This window comes from Pseudomonas sp. NPDC087615, from assembly GCF_044743445.1.
Classification (GTDB): Bacteria; Pseudomonadota; Gammaproteobacteria; order Pseudomonadales; family Pseudomonadaceae; genus Aquipseudomonas; species Aquipseudomonas baetica_A.
The window spans coordinates 75,418-93,882 of sequence record NZ_JBIUWM010000012.1 but is presented as its reverse complement, the minus strand read 5'-3'; the positions used below and the strand labels follow the sequence as shown (position 1 = coordinate 93,882).

The window sequence follows — 18,465 nt, the reverse complement described above, 5'->3', positions numbered from 1 at the left end:
TTCGCAGCCCAGCGGGAGCAAGCTCCCTCGCCACAGGTGGTGTTTTCCTACGCGTTTTTCAGACTCAAAAATCTGCGCGGATCTTATTTGCCTGTTTGAACTTTCCTAAAAAGCGATGTCAATTTGATGGCGTGTCGCGACGCTCATTGAGAATGGATCAAGCAGTGCCAGGCTGATTCCTGGCAACCCAGGGAAGTGTGAGATGAAACTGATTTTTGCGATGTTATTGATGTTCAGCGGTTACACGTTTGCCAGTTGTTCCAGCATCAGTGACAGCGATCAACGCAACTATTGCCAGGCCACGCAGGAAGGCAGTACCTGCTCCTCGATCCGGGATAGTGATTTGCGAGCGTCCTGTGAAGCCGAGAAGGGCAGTACCTGTTCGAGCATTCACGACAGCGACCAGCGTGCTTACTGCGAGGCGAAAAAGGGCAGCACATGTTCCAGCATTCATGATTCGGATTTGCGCGCAATGTGTGAGGCTGAGAAAGGCAGTACCTGCTCCAGCATCCATGACAGCGATCAGCGTGCATTTTGTGAGGCGAAGAAGGGCAGCACGTGTTCGAGCATCCATGATTCTGACCTGCGCAATCAGTGCGAAGCCATGAAGCGCTGATCTGGTTTTGATTGCATCAACCAGTGCCAGGCTGTTTCCTGGCAACCCAAGGAAGTGTGAGATGAAGTTGATTCTTGCAATGTTATTGATGTTCAGCGGTTACGTTTCCGCCAGTTGTGCCAGCATCAGTGATCCTGTCAAACGCAACTATTGCCAGGCCACGCAGGAAGGCAGCAGTTGTTATTCCATCGACAATTACGATTTGCGCACGGCCTGCGAAGCGGAGAAGGGCGGTTCATGCGCTGGTATCGAGGATCGTGACCAGCGCGCCTATTGCGACGCCAAGAAAGGCGCTAGTTGTTATTCCATCGACAATTACGATTTGCGTACGGCCTGCGAAGCGGAGAAAGGCGGTTCATGTGCCAGCATCGGGGATCGTGATCAGCGCGCCTTCTGCGAAGCGAAGCAGGGCAGTAGCTGTGCGAGCATCGGCAATGGGGACCTGCGCAACCAGTGCGAAGCCATGAAACGTTGACTGATCTGTTTGCTCCAAAGGCAAAAAAGGGACACCCAATGGTGTCCCTTTTTCATGTGCGTAAACCTTCAACGTCATGCGACGTACATGAACGCCGATGCCCCGGCGGGCATCGGCGTTTTTGCATTGGAAACGTCAGACAGCCTTGCTCAGCAGCGCTGCAAACTTGCGCTTGGCATCTTCCACTGCATCGGCAATGTCACGGGCGGCATTGCTTGATTCGGTACGGTAGCTGTCGGTCAGGCTTTGCATCTCGGTCTGGAAGCTCAGGGTCGCATCGGCAAGTGCACGAACCGAATCGACCCTGATGGTCGAGCCGTAGCTGGCTTTGACCGCCGCTTCGATCTGTTGATTGCCGGCAGAGCCCAACGCCTCGAGCCCTTTGCTGATGCCTTCGGTGGTGGCATTGAGTGTGTGGGTCGCTTCGGCCAGGCCGCTGTTGCTGGTGAAGGATACGGCGAGGCCGGTCAGTACCACTTCGTTGGTGGAGAAGAACGAGACCATGCGCTGGTACTGGCGCTCCTTGATCACATGCACCTGATTGATCCGGGCAAACACCATTTCAGCGGTGTTGTACCCGACCTTGAGGTCATCGGCGATGTCTTTGACGATCTGGTAGCGCTTGTCTTCATCCTGCAGGGCGCGAACGGCTTCATCGCGTTGCAACTCCAGGCTGGCGCGCCGGGCCGGCTCGGCGGTGTCGGCAGCGGTGACCTGAGCGCCGGCGTCGTTCAGCGCCTGAGTGCGTTGCTCTAGCGCCTTGCCGGCCACTGCCAAAACTTGCTGGGCGTCGACTTCGGCGGCTTTCATTGCCATCCGGAAATCCATGTACGCCTCAAGCACCACGCTTTCCCGGGTAATCTGTTCATTGGCCGATTTGCACACCTGCAAGTAGCTCTCGCGGATGTCATTGAAGCGGCTGGGAATCGATCCGCGGCGCAGGTTCATCCAGCTCAGCTTGAGTTTTTCCAGGGTGTCGAGGCGGCCGTCGTCCATCCATTCGGCCATGGCAGAAGCGTCTTCACGGATCGAGCTGAAGCGCTGAGTGATGTCCATGAAGCGCGTGGAAATGTCCATGCCTTCAATCTGCTCGCGGACCATGCTGTTGAACGCGGTCGACTGCTGCAGTACCGAAGCGATGGCGGTGACTTTGCTGTTGTCGTACTGAGCAACGTGCTCGAGCAGTACCAGCACCGGTGCATCGTGAACGGGTTGAAACAGGTTGATGCCAATCGTGCGCAGACCAGTGAGTGCCCGTTCGAGGTAGTTGGTCATCGAGTGTCCTTACGTGGTGTCGTCTGTTCTGGGTGTGGGCAGGCATTAACGCTCAGCGGGCGGCTTGCCGTGCAGCTCTTCATTGCGCGCCTGCATCGCCAACAGCATCAACTCGTTCTGGCGATTGCCAGCGTAGTTGATGCGTTTGGCTAGCAGGCCGTCGAGCCAGCGCTGGAAAAAACCGAACGCGTATTGGTCGGTGCGATAGGCCCGATCACGCAGGAAGACATAGGCTTCGTTTTCACTGTAGGCGCGCAGTTTTTCCCTGCATTCCTGGCGGATGTCTTCGTAGTCTTTGGCACTGTGCGCCGGCGTCTGTCTGGCGGTCGATGACGCCTGGTTCTGGGTGGTTGAGGTCATTGCAGTACCTGTTGAGTCGCGGTCAAGGGAAGAAATTGCAGGCTGAAGGTCGGGCTGGTCAATACAGCGACCAATAGCCTGCTGCCCTGAGTTTTTGTCGTGTCTGAGTGATTTTTGTCTCGGCGGCGTTCGAGTTTCCCTTTTTCAGGTCGGCTTCGATTTCCTGCAGGCGCGACTGCAAGGATTCGCGTAGTTCTGCTGGAAACTCTTTGCGCTCAATCCGTGCCCGCAAGCCTTGGAAGCGACTGGTCTGCAAGTCCAACAGACTGGTGTCGCCGAACAGGTCACGCGACAGCTCCGAGTAAGCGGCATACGCCGTCCCCTGATTGTCATCCATGTTTTTCAGCGCCTGATCAATCTCGGCCAGGCGTTCATCGAGGTTGCTCGATTGGGCAATGGCGGCGGCACGTTTCGGATCCTTCAGTAATTCCTGGACCTTTCGGCGTGTGCCGAGAATACCGCTGGCGCGCTGGATGTCTTGCTCAGCCGCGTAGGTGTCCCGATTCAATTGCAGACGTTGCCGGTCAAGGTCGTTGATCTGCGAGTCCAAGGCCAGGACGTTATCGCGGGTTACCGGGGTGTTACTGCTGATATCGGTCTGCAGGCCGCGAGCCGGGAGTTTCTGTTCGGCACGCTGGAGCAGGCGGGTCGCTGTCTCGTCCGGCTGTTGTGCGTTTTCGCGCTGAACCTTTGCGAACAGCGTCCGGAGCTTCTCAAGCGCTGTGTTCTGATCGCGCAGACTGCCGGACAAGCCATGTGCAGCTAATTTGACTTCAAGAATCTTCAGATCGTCCCCGCCGGAAGCCCACTGCTTTTGCAACAGCACGCCAACCCCCAGCACGACGCCCAGCAGGAGCAGGATCCCGAACCGAGGCAGCATGCGTCGGACGCGGCCGGCCAGCGCCTGCCGACTAACCAACGTCCTGATCAGCCACGAGCTGACAAGATGGGTTGGCGGCGTTTCGAGGATCAAACGGCGGGCAAAGAACTGATGCACGCCCTGTTCGATCAGGTCGTCGTCCACGGGCAGGTCCTGGCTCAGGTAATAGGCACGGATGCGCTCGGCGATCTCTGCGCGGCGGCGGGGCAGGTCGAGGTGCTCCTGGACCAGTTTGCGCTGATACCGCAGTTCGTCGATCAGGGCTACGACCGTCATTTGTTCCGAGAGTGAAATGCTGCGCATCAGGTGTCCTTTCGTGAGGGTGGCCAGGCAGTCGGTGGTTTATTGACCGATGCCAAACAGCTCATCGTCGATATCTCGGAACGTGGAGAACGCATCGCCGTAAGTCTTCTCGTTGTTGATGCGCTCAAGCTGTTGCCCGAGCAGTGTCAGTCGCTGTTTCAGACTGCTGGATTGTTCGATCCTGGCGACATTCTTCGGGTCCTGGCGGATGTCACGCAGGGTCTGGCGCATCCAGATGATTGCACCGGCATACTTCATGTCGTTGTAGATTAGGTCAGAGTCGGTGTCGAACCGCCGTTGCTGCGCGTTGAATGTCATGAACTGCGATTCCACCAGGTCCAGATTGTCTTTGGTGATTTTTATATCCACACCAAGGTCCGTGCGGAAAGCGCTGGTTGGCATTCTGGACTGCGCATGCTGGAGCAAACGGCCGATGTTCGCGCTCGGGTGTTCGGCGTTGCTCTTGCGCAACACCGCGAGACGTTTGGTTATTGACTGCACTTGCTTGTTCAACTCGAAGCTTTTGTCGCGCATCGCCCAGGCATTTTTGACGATGTTGTCAACTCTCCCGGCATCCTTATAGTGGTGATTCGCCCACAGGATCAGCGCACTGGATAACAGGATCAGCAGAATGAGTGGTGCCAGGCGTATGTCTGCCGGTTTGACGCTCGCCGGCGAAGCGCCGCGGCGGTTGAGCCACTTGACCAACCACGTATTGAATCCATTGAGTGCCGGGATCTCCAGCATCAGGCGATGGGCGAAAAACTGCCGCACACCCTGTTCGATCAATTTGTCATCGAACTCGATGGCGTTGCTGATGTAGTAGGCGCGGATGCGCTCGGCGATGTCCGCGCGACGGCTGGGCAAGTCCAGATGATCCTGAATCTGCTTTTGCTCATGGCGCAGCTTGTCGATGAACGCCATCGCCTTCAGTTGCTCGGAGAGTGCGGTGCTGCTCATGGGGGGCGTTCTTTTCAATCTGTCATTCTCCCGAACCACCCCAGCGGCGCCAGTAGCCTGCATCTTTCATCGAACTGATCAGATGATTGATTTTTCGCTCGGCGGCCATCGAGTCACCGACTTCCAGGAGCTGGTGGATGACTTCGACTTTTCTGCGCAACTGGGTCCGGATTTCATCCGGTACCCAGCGGGAGGTGATGCGCTCTTTCAGCGAGCGGTAGCGCATGGACTGCAGTTTGAGCATGTCTTGTTCATAGTTCCAGAGATCGCCACGCAGATCGTTGTACGCCGCTTGTGCATCCTGGTTACTGTCGTAGCCGTTGACTTGCTTGAGCAACTGGTCGACTTCCGCCAGGCGCTGGTCCAGATTGCTGGAGTGGGCAATCCCGAGGGCAAATTTCGGGTCTTGCAGCATTGCTTTAAGGTCATTGCGAGTGTCGAGGATACGTCCGGCATACTTCACATTGCCTTCAACTTCGTACAGAGACCGGTTGACTGCATACCGGCTCTCCTTGAGTTCTTTGACCCGGATTTCGATCGCGGCTGCGTTTGCTGATGTGACGGGTTCGGAAAGACCGATAGACGTGCGTACGTCGGTAGCCGGCAGCGCGCTTCGGGCGCGCTGCAGCAATACGCTGGCCTGCGGGTCCGGTTGTTCGGCCAGCCTGCGAGCCAGGGCCTCTACGGCGCCACGCTGCTTGTCCACCTCCTGGAACAGCTTTTTGCGATCATCGCGGACAATCGCGGCGTCGGTGCTGACCTCGCTCACTTCGGCCGGGCTGTAAACCGTCGGGCTGGTGAATTTGTAGACCGCGAAGGCAATGACCAATAGCACCATGGCAGAGGTTCGCAGCGTTTTGATCACACCGGAGCGCCGGACTAACGAGTTGATCAGCCAGGTGTCGATTGCACCCACGGGCGGCATTTCCAGCAGCAGACGACGCGCGAACACCTGACGCACGCCTTGTTCGATCAGGTTGTCGTCGAACACGATGTTGTGGTTCTGGTAATAGGTGCGAATGTGCTCGGCAATTTCGGCTCGGCGTCGCGGCAGATCGAGGTGTTCCTGAACCTGTTTCTGCTGATGGCGCAACTCATCGACCAAGGCCATTGCGCCCATTTGTTCGGAGAGTGGAATACTGCTCATCGGAGTCCTTTCCAGGTTGAGGCGTGATGCGGGGCAAGCATGGCGGGGGAGTATACCGAGCGGTCAATCCCGAGTGCCCGCCTCGTGCCAGAGGCGGGCAAACATTACTCGCGAGATGACCGGGCCGGAACGACTATTGGGGGCAGTGGCGTCGGTGGCACCCATCAGCCATTGGTCGTGGCTCTGCAGTCTCTGCGCATGTCATCGTTTTTGATGTTTTGGCAGCCACCCCGACCTTGTTGTGCCCTGCACAAGTTACGCAGGTCATCGTCGTGAATGTTCGTGCAGCTGTCGATGCCTCTCTTGCCTTTGCAGAGATTGCGCTGATCATCGTCGCGGATGTTCCCACAGCTATCGCTACCTTCAGCTTCGGATTTGCAGGCGTTGCGCATGTCATCATTTTTGATGTTCTGGCAGCCACCCCAGCCTTCCTTGGCCTTGCAATAGTTGCGTTGGTCATCGTCTTTGATGTTTTCACAACCGGCGTGCGCGTAGCCGCTCAACATCAATAACATCACGAGAATCAGTCTCATCGGGGGTACTTCCATGATTGTCAGGAAACAGCCTGACGCTGAGTGATGCCGCATGACCAAAGACAAACGGCGATATCACATTGACATCATTTTAAAGAAAAGTTCATGGACGGCCTATGTGCAGGGCGGAAATTTTTAAGCGTGATCGGACATTGATTGTCCCGATTCGGCTTATTTTTGATTTGCCATGGCGAGGTGAATCCGTGATGGTATGCAGGAAACAGTTTGTAACGCCCCGCCACGGATGGATCCGCGCATGATCGAAATCGGCAGCCGCAATAACGCCCCCACGTCGCAGCACCCAACCCACGACGTCTACATTTTCAACATCGACCTGTCCCGAGCGTCCACGCCTTTCTGCTTCGAACAGTCGACGGCCGGAGGGCATGGTGGGCAGGGCGGTGCGCGCTGGTTGGCGCTGTATGAGCTGGAGGCCTGGCCCGGTGAGTGGCGCGAGCATTTGAAGAAGGCTGATTGTGCCTGGGTCGCTGAGTTGATCGATGCACATCCTGGTGCGGATCAGGCGACGTTAGTTGGCATGATTCTCAAGCAACACGCCGAGCCGGTCGGTCGGTTGAAAGCGATTGGCGGCTGGCTCAAACGCAACATCCACGTCGGCGGCCGTTACGGCGTCTAACCCGAGGAAATCCCCATGACCCAGACACTCGAACGCGCCATCGCCATCGCCGCCACCGCGCACACCGGGCAGGTGGACAAGGGCGGGGCACCATACATTCTGCATCCGCTGAAAGTGATGTTGCGGATGACCACGCTGGAAGAACGCATCGTCGCGGTGCTGCACGATGTGGTCGAGGATTGCGATATCAGCCTGGATCATTTGCGCACGGAAGGCTTCAGCGAGGAGGTGCTGACGGCTATTGCGTCGGTAACCAAAGTACCGGGTGAGTCCTATGAGGATTTCGTCGATCGCGCGGCGCAGAACCCGATTGGCCGGGTGGTGAAACTGGCGGATCTGGAAGAGAACAGCGACCTGTCGCGGATCGCCTCGCCGAGTTGGGAGGATCTGGAACGGATCGAGAAGTATCGGCGCGCGATTGGACGGTTGCGCGCTTAAGCCATTTGAATAGCCAGGAAGGCGAATATGAAATCCATTCTGTGTTTGTTGATCGCCGCCGGTTTTGGCGCCGTGTTGCAGTCCCTCGGTGTGCCGCATGGGTTGCTGCTAGGGTCCATCCTCGTTACTGCGCTGGTCGTGACGAAATCGGGTTTCGCCCCCGCGACGCCTTATGGGCTGGGCTACATCCAAGTCACGCTGGGCATCGCCACCGGGCTGATGTTCGAAGCGTGGGACAGCGCAACGGCGTCGACCATGTTGCCCAGCCTTGGCGTGTTGCTGCTGTGCTTGACGGTGCAGATCGCCCTGGCCGGTTGGTGGCTGACGCGTGGGGCAGGGTGGAATCGCACGGATGCGCTACTCGCGGTGTATCCGGGGGCGCTGGCGGCGGTGTTTGATCTGCTGGAGTCGGAGAAGGCGTCGAGCAAAGTCATCATCGTGCATCTGATGCGGTTACTGCTGATCACGGTGCTGGTGAGCTTTTTGATTCCGGGGCCGGTGTCGGTGGCTGCTGTTGAAAGCGATCCGTTGACCACCGGCATGGCGTTGACGGTTTGCTCGGTAATCGGCTTGAGCGTCGTGCTCGGTCGATTGCTGCTGGTGATCGGCGTGCCGGCGCCCTTCATGCTCACGGCGATCATCATCACCGCAGTCTTTGTAAAAGCAGGCTGGTTGCACGGTTTTCACATGCCCGGCTGGAGCTTGAATCTGGCGGCGCTGATTCTCGGTGTACGGATCGGTTCGCGGTTTCAGGGTTTGGGCTTCAAGGAATTGGGGCTGCATGGCCGCACGGCACTAGTGTCGGTCGGGTTGATGATCGTGGTGGCGGCGGCATTTGCCGAAGTGGCGGCGCGATTGCTCGGCAGCGATCCGTTGTCGCTATGGCTGGCGTACATGCCGGGGGCGATCGAGACGATTGCGATTGTCGCGTTTGCGGGCGGGCTGAATGTGGTGTTTATCCTCACTCACCACTTGGCGCGGATGGTGCTGCTGCATTTTGCGCCGGCGTTGTGGGTGCAGGTGCGGCGAGTACGGGAGGGGGCCTGAACGAATCAATCGTCGCCGTACATCAACTCCAGTTGTTCGATCCACGCGGCGCTGGCATTGAATCTTGCGTAGTAGCGCTGTTTTTCAGCGTCACTCAAGCGAGTAAAAAACGGCAGGAAATAACCGTCGTTATAGAAACCCTGGGCTCCTTGCATACTGCCTCCCCACCACGAGGGGTTGTAACCTTCGAAGGCAACCCACGGTGGGGGGACAGCGAGTTTTTCGTGGTTCAGCAAGTCGAGGAACCTCGCGCTGTTAGTCACTAAATGAATCGTGACCGTGTTGAACGCTTGGTTGGCGGTGAAGAAAATCAAGCGCTCCTGGCTCAAGACTTCCTCATATTCAAAGGTGCGCAGGCCGTTGAATGTGCTTTCCCTTGCCTTTTGGAAGGACGAGTCGACCCACTGCCGGAAACGGCTGACGTCGTTTTTTTCAGTCAGAAGTGAGAGGTAACAGGCGGATACTCCGGATTGCTCCAGCGACGTCATCATCGGCAGGTTTGGCAGGCTGGCGACCGACAACGGCGTCACAAAGTACGACTGCAGGACCTTTAGGCTGTATCCGGCAAAAAATGGCTTTGCCTCAGGCTGGATGAGTGCGGCGATTCGGCTGAGTAAACGACGCATCGAGATCCGTGATCGGCGAAATTGAGGGTGTCGGGATGGTATCCATAACGGCGAGTGCGAGCCACTGATTCCATAACGGTGAGGTCAGTATCCTCTCCTCTTAAGCATTCCTCCTCGAACACATTGAACTACACTCCCTGATTACCCCGCCTCACAGCCACCCCTAGGCCCGCCGGAGGTAATCGTGAATCGCACAACGTTCGTCCCACTCGTGATCGCTGCCATCTTCACCACTCAAGCCAGCGCCGAATCCGTCGTCCCGCTCAAGGGTCAGACCTTGCAACAAACCCAGATCGACATCAACGACTGCCACTCCGTTGCCTCGACCTCGACGACATCAACCCCACAAACCGGCGGTCGTCTGAAGGGCGCTGCGGTGGGTGCTGCGGCCGGTGCAACAGCGGCTGAGGTGCGCGGCCGTCAACATGACGAGTTTTACGATGCGGTGGACGACAACCGTAAACAGGATTACCGGCAAAACCGCGCCGGGCAATCGGCTGCCGCCGGCGCTGTGGTCGGTGGTGCGCGGCAGCGTCAGGATCGGCGCGCACAGAGCAAGACCAATGCGGCGGCGAGTTCCAGTACCTACACCGGGTGCCTGCAAGGGCGCGGCTATCAGGTCACGCCTTGACGCTGAGGTTTGTGCGCTGCGAGCAGGTGCATCATCAACGCGCTGTAGAGCGTCACCAGAATGAACAGGCCCATACGCACGGCGAAGGCGCTGTAGACGTCTTTGCCTGCCGCGCTGTCCTGCACCGATTGGCCGAGCAGGATGATCATCGTCACCAGGGTGTTGAGCCAGAAACCGGGGCTGAACGTTGTCGGGCTCAGGCGATAGAGCTTGCGCGCCAGCCATAGCCCGAACAGCAGCGTCCACAGAAAGAACATCCACACATGCACGAACAGGCTCAAACCACACCAGAGCAGCACAGCCAGCAAGCCTCCAAGCAGGGTCGAGCCGAGCAGTTCGCGCCCGGCGTGGCGGGTGTTGGGGGTAGAGGTTTGTTGGCCGAGACTGACGGCTTTGAGGATGATCGGCAGGTAGCTGGCCGGGTCGCTCAGAGCCAGTAAAAACGTCGGCATGACGATCAGGGTGGCGCGCAGCGCCACGCGCGGGACTTCGTCGTCGGGCAAGGTGGGCGGTTTGGGTGGAACGGGGCTGTCGGGTCGTTCCGGGAACACCGCGTGGCTGACACCGACCACCGCGACCGCCAGTAACAAGCCTTTGACCAGCGCACCAATCACCGCCATAGCCAGATCAAATTCGGCAAACCCGGCGGCGCAGATCATGGTCATGCCGATCACCAGAAAGGTCACGATCAACGGATTGCCGCCACGCAGACCGAAGCGAAATACCAGAAACAAACCGAGGCCGATCAACAGCACGCCGCTCACCGGGTAATAACGCAGCAAGGGCACTAGCAGCAGGCCAATACTCGTCGTCAGCGCAGCAACTAACGCCAGCACCAATGCGCCTTTTAGTGGCAATGGCCGAGGCAAACTGGCCAGCAATAGCGCCGCCAGTACCGGTGAAATAAACGCTAGCGGCAAGGCCAACGCATAACTGGCGGCGGTGCACAGCGCCGTGCCGAACGCCAGACGCAAGGCCCGTTGCGCCGGGACGCTGCGTTCAGTAGGCATACGACAGCCAGCTCATCAGGCCGACAAACAGCCGCCCCAGCGGATTGAGCGGATTGCCTTCAGTGGGGAAGGCCATGACTTCCGCCTGGCCACCGGCACGGATCGCGCGGCTGTCGATCAGGTGTTTCTTTGCCTCTTCAGAGAACTCGATGATCACCGGGAAACGTTGCGCCGGGCGCAGCCAGTCGCGGCTGTTCTGGATGCTCGGCAGGGTGCCGGGCGCGGGAGTCTGGCCGACGCTGACGCCGTAGCCGACGCTGCGCACCCGACCGTCGAGGACTTCACCGGGCAATGCGTCGAGAACGATGGCCACTGGCGTGCCCGGTTGTACGCGGCCGAGGTTGTTTTCGGTGAGATCGGCGCTGATCCACACGTCATGGATGGCGATCAATGTCATCAGCGGGCTACCGGCGGCGGTGAACTGGCCGACGTCGGTGCGCAGATCGGTGATCAAACCTGCAGAGCGTGCGCCGATGCGGGTGTTAGACAAGTCCAGTTCAGCTTTGGCCAGTGCAGAAGCCGCGCTGCGTAGTTGGGCGTTGGTGTCCGTACTGCCGCCTTCCTGTTCCTGTGCGCGTTGCACTTCGGCGCGGGCGGCGGCGACTTGGGCAACGGCTTGTTCGCGGTTGGCCCGCGACACTTCAAGAAGTCGCACGGACACCGTGCCGGGATCCTGTTTGTACAAACCTTCGAGCCGCTGATTGTCTTGGCGTGCCTTGAGTTCATTGGCTTGCGCGGCCCGTAATGAAGCCTGCGCCGAGGCGATACCCGCCGTGCTCGCGCCGACCTGTCGACGGGTCGATTCCAGATCGGCTTTGGCTCGGTCTACGGCGATTTGCAGCGGCTGCGGGTCGAGTTCGAAAAGGATATCGCCAGCCTTTACATCCTGGTTGTTGCGCACGTTGACCCGAATCACCCGACCGGCGACTTCCGCCGCCACCGGAATCACGAACGCACCGACCCGCGCCTGCTGGGTGTAGGGCGTGTAGCGGTCGGCGAGCAGATACCAGGCCAGGCTCAGCACGATCAGCAGCAGCACCCAGCGGATGCCTTTTTTCGCTGGATCGGCCGGCGTTGGAGCGGGGGCGGGCGCTGGAGGCGCGGCGTCAGTCATGGCGGCTTACCTGCGATGGAAGGGGATACACCGGTTGGGCGGGCGGCGCGCTGAGCATATCGCCCCAGTTAGTGCGTTGTTGCATCTGCTGTCGGGTCGGCTCGTCGATCGGCGGCGCGTTGCTTTGCCAGCCGCCACCGAGGGCTTTGTAGAGGGCGATCAGGTTGCTCACGGCGTTGCTGCGACTGACCAGATAGTTGTCCTGCAATTCGAGCAACGCACGTTGTGCATCGAGCACTCGCTGAAAGTCGGAATAACCTTCGCGGTATTGCGTGTTGGCCAGCGCCAGGGAACGCCGCGCCGCGCCTTCGGCCTCGCGCAAAATGCGTTCGCGTTCCAGCGCTTTGCTCAGGCCGCTGGCGGCGTCGTCAGCCTCGCGTGCGGCTTGGCGTACCTTGTCGCGGTAGGCTTCGATCAGTTGCTGCAAGCGCGCGTCCTGTACCCGCACGTTGTTGCGGATACGGCCGTAATCGAAGATGTTCCAGCGCAGGCTCGGGCCGCCGATCAGATCGAGGCTGCGCGGGGTGGCGCCGAGGGTATCGCTGGACCAGACGATGCTGCCGAGCAAGGTCAGCGACGGGTACAGATCGGTTTCGGCGACACCGACCAGCGCCGATTGCGCGGCGACGTTCAGTTCTGCCGCGCGTATATCCGGACGACGCAACAGCAGATTGGCCGGGACGTCTTGCAGCACCGCGCGATCCAGTAACGGAATCAGCCCGGTTTGTTCGGCCAGCAACGCCGCGCCACCGGGCGGCTGGCCGACCAGCACCGCCAGGGCGTTACGGGTGCGCAGTAGCTGATCTTCGAACGCCGGAATGCTGCTCAGGGTGCCGAGGTATTGGGTTTTTGCCTGTTGCAGGTCGAGTTCGGCAGTCTGGCCGCTGGTGAAGAGTTTTTCGGTGATCTCGAAGTTGCGCTTTTGCTGGACGGCGTTCTCCCGGGCGACACGCAGCCGGGCTTCGGTGGTGCGCAGGGAGAAATAGGTGTCGGCCACTTGCGCGCGCAACAGCACCAGCGCGTCTTCGTAGTTGGCCTGAGCGGCGAAGTAACTGGCGTCGGACGATTCGATGGCACGGCTGAAGCGGCCCCAGAAATCCAGTTCCCAACCGATATCGAACGCGGCGCTGTGTTGCCAGAAATGCAGATCCTGCGGGTTGCTGCCGCCGGACTGGTGGCGGTCAATGTAGAGGCTGTCGACCCCTACCTGTTGCAGTTGCGGGTAGCGGCCGCTTTGGGCGATGCCCAGTTGGGCGCGGGCTTCGAGCACTCGCAGACCGGCGATTTTAAGGCTGCTGTTATGCGCGTCGGCTTCTGCAATCAGTCGGTCGAGAACGGGGTCGGCGAACACCTGCCACCACTGGCGCAGATCCGGCTGGGCGGCACGTTCGCTGGCCTGCTCCAGCGCTGCGCTGTTCCATTGCTTGCTCCACGCTTCGCCCGGCGTCTGAAAGTCCGGCCCCAGGCGCACGCAGCCGCTCAAACTCAGGGCGCCGAGCATCAGCAGGTGACGTGGCCGCATCAGCAGGGCTGTCGTTGCAGGCATTGCGTGTGTCCCCGGTCGCAAATATCACTGGAGCATAGACCGCGTATTGCAGGCTGTTCGGGCGAATCTGCTGCTACGCTTTTCAGGCAACGGCTCCCGTCAAAACAGGTACGCAACCATGGACACAGCCCAAGATCCGGTGACACCGACCTCCACCGCCAACTGGCGCTTCAAGGTCGGCGTGGCGATTATCTGCCTGATGCTCGGTTCGTGGCTGATGGTGCCGTTGGCCGCGGCCCTTGATGTGCCCGGTTCGAAAGTCGCGGCGCTGACCGGAGTGCTGTTTATCAGCAACAAGGTACTGTTGCTGCTGGTGATCGCGGTGATGGGCAAGGCCGGATTCGCCGAACTCAAGCGCACGATTGGCGGTTATGTCTCGGGGATGATTCCAACCCCGGCCGACGAGGTCGGGCCGCTGCGCCATCGAGTGGGCGTGGTGATGTTCTGCCTACCGTTGCTTGTCTCGTTTCTGGAGCCGTATGTCGATAACTTCTGGCCGGGGCTGCGGCCCAATCTTTGGCAACTGCAATTGCTCGGTGATTTGATATTCGTTGGTAGCTTCTTTGTGCTGGGCGGCAACTTCTGGGAGAAGGCCCACGCGCTGTTTGTGCGCAAGGCTCGGGTTGCGTCGGTCTGATACCTCAGCCGTGGCCCAGGGCAATCGCGAAAGACACGACGATCATGCAAGCAAACGCGAAATTGAGATTCATAAGGTGTTCATCCTGAGCCTGTTTAGAGTGGGGCCATTCTGAACAGGCTGAATGCAAAGAAAAAATTCGGCTTGTTGATTCCAATGATCGAAACAATTGATACCCGCCGGTTTGTGTTTGCCCGAGGCTTTGGTTAGTTTCGGCAAACCTGCAACTACAAGCATAAACAGGCAGAACCATGCGCGATCACAGCAGCTCTGAACTCCCGTCCCTGCGCCGACAGAAAATCCTTCTGATCCTTGAACGTGACGGCAAGGTCATGGCCTCTGAGCTGAGTCAGCATTTTGCGGTGTCCGAGGATACGATCCGCCGCGACCTCGCCGAACTGGACAACGCCGGCCTGGTGCAGCGGGTGCACGGCGGTGCGTTGCCGCGACCGAAAGACACCGGCAAGGATTATTTCACGCGGCTGGACGAGACCGACGAGGTGAAAGTACGGTTAGCGCAACGGGCGGCGCAAGAGGTTGAGGATGGGCAGATTGTGCTGTTCGACTCCGGCTCGACCACGTTGCAAGTGGCGCGCTCGTTGCGCTCGGATATTCGCATTACGGCGGTGACGGCGGCGCCGATGACGGCGATTGCCTTGTCCGGGTTCAAGGCCGTGAAGGTGATTCTGGCTGGTGGACAATTGAACCCGCATACCCTGTCGGCCGGTGGCCATGAAGCGGTACGGATGCTGGCCGGGATAAAAGCAGATCTGGCCTTTACCGGGGTGTGTGCAATTCATCCGCAGGTAGGGATTACGTCTCTGCATTTTGATGAGGTGCCGGTGAAGCAGGCGTTGCTCGACAGTGCGGCGCGGGTGATCGCGGTGACCACGGCGGACAAGTTAGGCGCGGTGGAGCCATTTGTGGTGGCGGGGTGTGATCGGTTGCACACGCTGATCACCGAGCGACACGTGGCGTCGGGCAGTGTCGAGGATTATCGGCGATTGGGAATTGTTGTCGAGCAGCTACCAGATTGAGACGAGCGGTGAATATGCAGGCCCCTTCGCGAGCAGGCCTGCTTCCACAGGTTGAATGCATTTCAATGGGGGAGCGGGCTTGCTCGCGAAGAGGCCAGTGCGATTAACGCCATTTTTCAAGCATCTGGTAGTACCACATTCCCACCGCCAACAACGGATTGCCCAGCAAATCGCCCATCGGCACGCGAATGTGCTGACACGCGGCAAACGTATCGAACTGCTCCATCTGCCCGCTGATCGCCCGGCTCATGATCTCGCCCATGATGTGGGTGGTGGCGATGCCATGCCCGGAGTAGCCCTGGCAGTACCAGACGTTGTCCGAGAGTTTGCCCAGTTGCGGGATGCGGTTGATGACGATACCCATCGCGCAGCTCCACTGGTAATCGATCTTCACGCCTTTGAGCGCCGGGAAGGTCTGCTCGATGCACGGGCGCAGTTCGGCGGCGATGTCGCGTGAATCCTTGCCGCTGTAGTTGGCGCCGCCGCCGAACAGCAAGCGGCCGTCGGCGGTCAGGCGATAGTAGTCGAGGACGAAGCGGCAGTCGTACACCGCGAGGTCTTCTGGGTTGATCTGTTTGGCCAGATCGCCCAGCGGCGCGGTGGTGACGATGCCGCCCATGGCCGGGAAAATCTTGCCCTTGAGCTGGCCCGGTTCCAGTTTGTGGTAGACGTCGCCGGCGAGCATCACTTGATTGGCGTCGATCTGGCCTTGGGCGGTTCTCACACCTGGCGTAGCGCCGTGAATGATCTCCAGCACTTCGCTGTTTTCGAAGATCAGCGCCCCCAGACTTTCCGCCGCCCGCGCTTCGCCGATGCACAGGTTGAGCGGGTGCAGATGCAGGTTGCGAGTGTTCTTGATCGCGCCGTGGTAGAGCTCGCTTTGCAGCAGATCACGTACCTGGCTGCGGTCGAGCAGGCTGACTTCGTCACCCAGTCCGCGACGCACGGCTTCTTCGTAATCGCTGCGCAAACCGGTCATGTGGCCGGGTTTGTACGCGGCGTGCAAATGGCCGTGTTTGAGGTCGCACTGGATGCCGTATTTTTCCACGCGTTGCTGGATGATCTCGTGCCCGCGCCAGCGCAAATGCCAGATGAAATCGTCGACGTTGTCACCGAGTGTCGGGCGCATCTGTTTGCGCATCGCGCCGTCGCCGGAGAGGCTGCCGGTGACCTGCCCGCCGTTGCGCCCGGTGGCGCCCCAGCCGATTTTGTGGCTTTCGACAATGGCGACCTTCAGGCCTTTTTCAGCCAACTCGACGGCGGTGGCGACGCCGGTGAAACCGCCGCCGATGATCACCACATCAACCTTGTGCCTGCCTTGCAGCGTGGGGTAATCGGTGTCCTGGTTGAGGGTGGCGGTGTAGTAGGAATTGCAGCGATTGGTCATGTCAGTGTCCACACAAAATTCGAATCGGTACGCGGTCATTGTGGGCGCTGGCTTGCCAGCGATAGCGGTGGATCAGTCAGTTTTGATGTCGACTGGCACGACGCCTTCGCGAGCAAGCCCGCTCCCACAGGGATCGGTGATGAGTCTTCAGGCTTCGGTCAGATACCAGCGCCAATCCTGCTCGCCCACCTCAGCCATGAACTGCCGGTACTCGGCACGTTTGACCGCCAGATACACCCCAAGAAATTCATGCCCCAAGGCATCGCGGGCCCATGATGAATTTTCCAGCGCTTGCAGCGATGTCAGCCAATCGGTTGGCAGCAGTTCTTTCGCTTGCGCGTAGCCATTGCCCTCGACCGGCGCGCCCGGGTCAAGGTTCTCGCGAATGCCGCGATGAATGCCGGCAAGAATCGCCGCTGCCGCCAGATACGGGTTGGCGTCAGCGCCGCAGATGCGATGTTCGATGTGCCGGGTATTGGCCGGACCGCCCGGCACGCGCAGGCTGACGGTGCGGTTATCGACGCCCCAGGTCGGCGCCAAAGGCGCGTAGCTGTTGGCCTGAAAGCGCCGGTAGGAGTTGGCGTTCGGGCAGAACAACAGCAGCGAATCGAGCAAGGATGCGAGCATCCCGCCAATTGCCGTACGTAGCAGCGGCGTGCCGGCAGGGTCTTCGGAGGCGAACAGGTTGCGCCCCTCGGCGTCGGCGAGGCTGACGTGCATGTGCATACCCGTGCCGGCCAGATCATCGAACGGTTTGGCCATGAATGTTGCTTGCATGCCGTGCTTGTGCGCGATGGCTTTGACCAGCCGTTTGTAGCGCACCGCCTGATCCATCGCCTCCAGTGCGTCGCCGTGTTCAAGGGTGATTTCCACTTGCCCCGGCGCGTATTCCGAGATCGCCGTGCGCGCCGCAATGCCGTGCAGTTTGCAGGCGCTGTAGAGGTCGGCGAGAAACGGTTCGATCTGCTCCAGCTCACGTAAGCCGTAGACCTGAGTGTGTCGCGGTCGCCCACCGTCGGCATCCAGCGCCGGTTGCGGACGGCCGTTGTGATCGCGTTTCGCGTCGAGCAGATAGAACTCCAGTTCGCAGGCCATAATCGGGTGATAACCCTCGGCCTTGAGGCCGTCCATGACCTTGATCAGCAAGTGACGCGGGTCGGCGATGCTCGCTGGCATGCCTTCGGTCGGGTGCATGCTGACCTGCACCGCCGCCGTCGGAATCTGCCGCCACGGCAAGCGCACCAGGCTGCCTTGCAGCGGGTAGGCGCGGCAGTCGATATCGCCGACGTCCCACACCAGCCCCGAGTTTTCGACGTCATCACCCTGTACGGTCAGGCCAAGGATGGTGCTCGGCAACGGGCGGCCGCTCTCGTACACGGCGAGCAGCTCTTCGCGGTGCAGAAGCTTGCCGCGCGGCACGCCGTTGGCGTCGAGGATGAACAACTCGATCATGTCGATGTCGGGGTTCTGTTCAAGGAACAGGTGTGCGTCTTCAATGGCTGCGAATTTCATAATCAATCACTCACGATGGCGCCGCACAGGCGCGCAGATTCGGGCCGGACGCAGCTCGGCATTAGGCGCGGGCGTCCTGGCAGGGATATCAAGGAGTAGGGGCTGTCGCGGTTTTTAACCGGCGCGATCAGACAGGCAGGGCGATATCCGGCGGGCGTGCGGAGTGACGCAGCTTGGAACGGCGCAGGGCCATGGGGAGATTGACGATACGATTCATGCGCGGCCCCTGTGAGGGAGGGCGCACTTAGCGGAGACGTTCAACGAGTTTCGTTGTTGTGGTGACGTACTCATAAC

The 18,465-nt window shown here is 59.6% G+C and carries 20 protein-coding genes; 9 read left to right on the top strand and 11 right to left on the bottom strand.

The window, feature by feature from the left end:
- The first annotated feature begins 202 nt into the window (after positions 1-202).
- Positions 203-616, top strand: a complete 414-nt coding sequence (locus ACIOU6_RS08665; protein WP_064588035.1) for a hypothetical protein — start codon at positions 203-205, stop codon at positions 614-616.
- 61 nt (positions 617-677) lie between these two features.
- Entirely contained in the window at positions 678-1,091 is a 414-nt protein-coding gene (locus ACIOU6_RS08660) for a hypothetical protein (RefSeq protein WP_339433251.1), read from the top strand.
- 135 nt (positions 1,092-1,226) lie between these two features.
- On the opposite strand, the gene ACIOU6_RS08655 is transcribed toward ACIOU6_RS08660, so the two are convergent.
- From ACIOU6_RS08655 to ACIOU6_RS08635, 5 genes are read right to left on the bottom strand one after another with little or no spacing between them, the layout of a single operon-like run.
- A complete protein-coding gene (locus tag ACIOU6_RS08655; protein ID WP_401135447.1) occupies positions 1,227-2,366 on the bottom strand; it encodes a merozoite surface protein 3b in 1,140 nt (379 codons plus the stop codon).
- Between the two features lie 45 nt (positions 2,367-2,411).
- On the bottom strand, positions 2,412-2,726 hold the full coding sequence (locus ACIOU6_RS08650; protein WP_401135445.1) for a hypothetical protein: 315 nt from the start codon (positions 2,724-2,726) through the stop codon (positions 2,412-2,414).
- Between the two features lie 58 nt (positions 2,727-2,784).
- Positions 2,785-3,909 (bottom strand): DUF6384 family protein, encoded by a 1,125-nt coding sequence (locus tag ACIOU6_RS08645; protein WP_401135439.1) that lies wholly within the window; start codon positions 3,907-3,909, stop codon positions 2,785-2,787.
- A 39-nt stretch (positions 3,910-3,948) separates the two neighbouring features.
- A complete protein-coding gene (locus ACIOU6_RS08640) occupies positions 3,949-4,869 on the bottom strand; it encodes a DUF6384 family protein (RefSeq protein ID WP_221733878.1) in 921 nt (306 codons plus the stop codon).
- Between the two features lie 22 nt (positions 4,870-4,891).
- On the bottom strand, positions 4,892-6,016 hold the full coding sequence (locus tag ACIOU6_RS08635) for a DUF6384 family protein (protein WP_221733877.1): 1,125 nt from the start codon (positions 6,014-6,016) through the stop codon (positions 4,892-4,894).
- Between the two features lie 272 nt (positions 6,017-6,288).
- Between ACIOU6_RS08635 and ACIOU6_RS08630 the strand changes: the two genes are divergently transcribed.
- The 4 genes from ACIOU6_RS08630 (at position 6,289) to ACIOU6_RS08615 (ending at position 8,671) form a co-directional block, all read left to right on the top strand.
- On the top strand, positions 6,289-6,528 hold the full coding sequence (locus ACIOU6_RS08630; protein ID WP_221733876.1) for a hypothetical protein: 240 nt from the start codon (positions 6,289-6,291) through the stop codon (positions 6,526-6,528).
- Between the two features lie 277 nt (positions 6,529-6,805).
- A complete protein-coding gene (locus tag ACIOU6_RS08625) occupies positions 6,806-7,186 on the top strand; it encodes a hypothetical protein (protein WP_401135435.1) in 381 nt (126 codons plus the stop codon).
- 15 nt (positions 7,187-7,201) lie between these two features.
- A complete protein-coding gene (locus tag ACIOU6_RS08620) occupies positions 7,202-7,624 on the top strand; it encodes an HD domain-containing protein (RefSeq protein ID WP_401135432.1) in 423 nt (140 codons plus the stop codon).
- Between the two features lie 27 nt (positions 7,625-7,651).
- Entirely contained in the window at positions 7,652-8,671 is a 1,020-nt protein-coding gene (locus ACIOU6_RS08615) for an AbrB family transcriptional regulator (RefSeq protein WP_401135430.1), read from the top strand.
- A 5-nt stretch (positions 8,672-8,676) separates the two neighbouring features.
- On the opposite strand, the gene ACIOU6_RS08610 is transcribed toward ACIOU6_RS08615, so the two are convergent.
- Positions 8,677-9,297 carry a hypothetical protein gene (locus ACIOU6_RS08610; RefSeq protein WP_401135428.1) on the bottom strand — a complete coding sequence of 207 codons (621 nt, stop codon included), beginning with the start codon at positions 9,295-9,297 and terminating at the stop codon, positions 8,677-8,679.
- 184 nt (positions 9,298-9,481) lie between these two features.
- On the opposite strand from ACIOU6_RS08610, the gene ACIOU6_RS08605 reads away from it, so the two are divergent.
- Positions 9,482-9,928 (top strand): hypothetical protein, encoded by a 447-nt coding sequence (locus ACIOU6_RS08605; protein WP_401135425.1) that lies wholly within the window; start codon positions 9,482-9,484, stop codon positions 9,926-9,928.
- Here the strand turns inward: ACIOU6_RS08605 and ACIOU6_RS08600 are convergent.
- The 3 genes from ACIOU6_RS08600 to ACIOU6_RS08590 are packed head-to-tail and all read right to left on the bottom strand — an operon-like array spanning position 9,913 to position 13,598.
- Positions 9,913-10,938: a DUF2955 domain-containing protein gene (locus ACIOU6_RS08600; protein ID WP_401135423.1), complete on the bottom strand. Its 1,026-nt coding sequence runs from the start codon at positions 10,936-10,938 to the stop codon at positions 9,913-9,915. The genes ACIOU6_RS08605 and ACIOU6_RS08600 overlap by 16 nt on opposite strands.
- Positions 10,928-12,052, bottom strand: a complete 1,125-nt coding sequence (locus ACIOU6_RS08595; RefSeq protein WP_221733868.1) for an HlyD family secretion protein — start codon at positions 12,050-12,052, stop codon at positions 10,928-10,930. Before ACIOU6_RS08595 ends, ACIOU6_RS08600 begins: the two co-directional genes overlap by 11 nt.
- Positions 12,045-13,598, bottom strand: coding sequence for an efflux transporter outer membrane subunit (locus ACIOU6_RS08590; RefSeq protein ID WP_401135420.1), 1,554 nt, complete (start codon positions 13,596-13,598; stop codon positions 12,045-12,047). Before ACIOU6_RS08590 ends, ACIOU6_RS08595 begins: the two co-directional genes overlap by 8 nt.
- Positions 13,599-13,716: 118 nt before the next feature.
- Here ACIOU6_RS08590 and ACIOU6_RS08585 point away from each other — a divergent pair, with 118 nt between their 5' ends.
- Positions 13,717-14,235: a transporter suffix domain-containing protein gene (locus ACIOU6_RS08585; RefSeq protein WP_401135417.1), complete on the top strand. Its 519-nt coding sequence runs from the start codon at positions 13,717-13,719 to the stop codon at positions 14,233-14,235.
- A gap of 251 nt (positions 14,236-14,486) precedes the next feature.
- Positions 14,487-15,272, top strand: a complete 786-nt coding sequence (locus ACIOU6_RS08580; RefSeq protein WP_221733865.1) for a DeoR/GlpR family DNA-binding transcription regulator — start codon at positions 14,487-14,489, stop codon at positions 15,270-15,272.
- A 103-nt stretch (positions 15,273-15,375) separates the two neighbouring features.
- Here ACIOU6_RS08580 and ACIOU6_RS08575 read toward each other — a convergent pair whose 3' ends face one another.
- Together ACIOU6_RS08575 and ACIOU6_RS08570 are read right to left on the bottom strand one after the other, a co-directional pair.
- Positions 15,376-16,659, bottom strand: coding sequence for an NAD(P)/FAD-dependent oxidoreductase (locus ACIOU6_RS08575; protein WP_401135414.1), 1,284 nt, complete (start codon positions 16,657-16,659; stop codon positions 15,376-15,378).
- A 147-nt stretch (positions 16,660-16,806) separates the two neighbouring features.
- On the bottom strand, positions 16,807-18,171 hold the full coding sequence (locus tag ACIOU6_RS08570; RefSeq protein ID WP_401135411.1) for a glutamine synthetase family protein: 1,365 nt from the start codon (positions 18,169-18,171) through the stop codon (positions 16,807-16,809).
- Positions 18,172-18,465 lie beyond the last annotated feature (294 nt).

Excerpts from the sequence above, each read along its gene's own strand:
- ACIOU6_RS08665 (WP_064588035.1), top strand. The coding sequence starts at position 203 with ATGAAACTGATTTTTGCGATGTTATTGATGTTCAGCGGTTACACGTTT.
- ACIOU6_RS08660 (WP_339433251.1), top strand. The coding sequence starts at position 678 with ATGAAGTTGATTCTTGCAATGTTATTGATGTTCAGCGGTTACGTTTCC.
- ACIOU6_RS08655 (WP_401135447.1), bottom strand. The coding sequence starts at position 2,366 with ATGACCAACTACCTCGAACGGGCACTCACTGGTCTGCGCACGATTGGC.
- ACIOU6_RS08650 (WP_401135445.1), bottom strand. The coding sequence starts at position 2,726 with ATGACCTCAACCACCCAGAACCAGGCGTCATCGACCGCCAGACAGACG.
- ACIOU6_RS08645 (WP_401135439.1), bottom strand. The coding sequence starts at position 3,909 with ATGCGCAGCATTTCACTCTCGGAACAAATGACGGTCGTAGCCCTGATC.
- ACIOU6_RS08640 (WP_221733878.1), bottom strand. The coding sequence starts at position 4,869 with ATGAGCAGCACCGCACTCTCCGAGCAACTGAAGGCGATGGCGTTCATC.
- ACIOU6_RS08635 (WP_221733877.1), bottom strand. The coding sequence starts at position 6,016 with ATGAGCAGTATTCCACTCTCCGAACAAATGGGCGCAATGGCCTTGGTC.
- ACIOU6_RS08625 (WP_401135435.1), top strand. The coding sequence starts at position 6,806 with ATGATCGAAATCGGCAGCCGCAATAACGCCCCCACGTCGCAGCACCCA.
- ACIOU6_RS08620 (WP_401135432.1), top strand. The coding sequence starts at position 7,202 with ATGACCCAGACACTCGAACGCGCCATCGCCATCGCCGCCACCGCGCAC.
- ACIOU6_RS08615 (WP_401135430.1), top strand. The coding sequence starts at position 7,652 with ATGAAATCCATTCTGTGTTTGTTGATCGCCGCCGGTTTTGGCGCCGTG.
- ACIOU6_RS08610 (WP_401135428.1), bottom strand. The coding sequence starts at position 9,297 with ATGCGTCGTTTACTCAGCCGAATCGCCGCACTCATCCAGCCTGAGGCA.
- ACIOU6_RS08600 (WP_401135423.1), bottom strand. The coding sequence starts at position 10,938 with ATGCCTACTGAACGCAGCGTCCCGGCGCAACGGGCCTTGCGTCTGGCG.
- ACIOU6_RS08595 (WP_221733868.1), bottom strand. The coding sequence starts at position 12,052 with ATGACTGACGCCGCGCCTCCAGCGCCCGCCCCCGCTCCAACGCCGGCC.
- ACIOU6_RS08590 (WP_401135420.1), bottom strand. The coding sequence starts at position 13,598 with ATGCCTGCAACGACAGCCCTGCTGATGCGGCCACGTCACCTGCTGATG.
- ACIOU6_RS08585 (WP_401135417.1), top strand. The coding sequence starts at position 13,717 with ATGGACACAGCCCAAGATCCGGTGACACCGACCTCCACCGCCAACTGG.
- ACIOU6_RS08580 (WP_221733865.1), top strand. The coding sequence starts at position 14,487 with ATGCGCGATCACAGCAGCTCTGAACTCCCGTCCCTGCGCCGACAGAAA.
- ACIOU6_RS08575 (WP_401135414.1), bottom strand. The coding sequence starts at position 16,659 with ATGACCAATCGCTGCAATTCCTACTACACCGCCACCCTCAACCAGGAC.
- ACIOU6_RS08570 (WP_401135411.1), bottom strand. The coding sequence starts at position 18,171 with ATGAAATTCGCAGCCATTGAAGACGCACACCTGTTCCTTGAACAGAAC.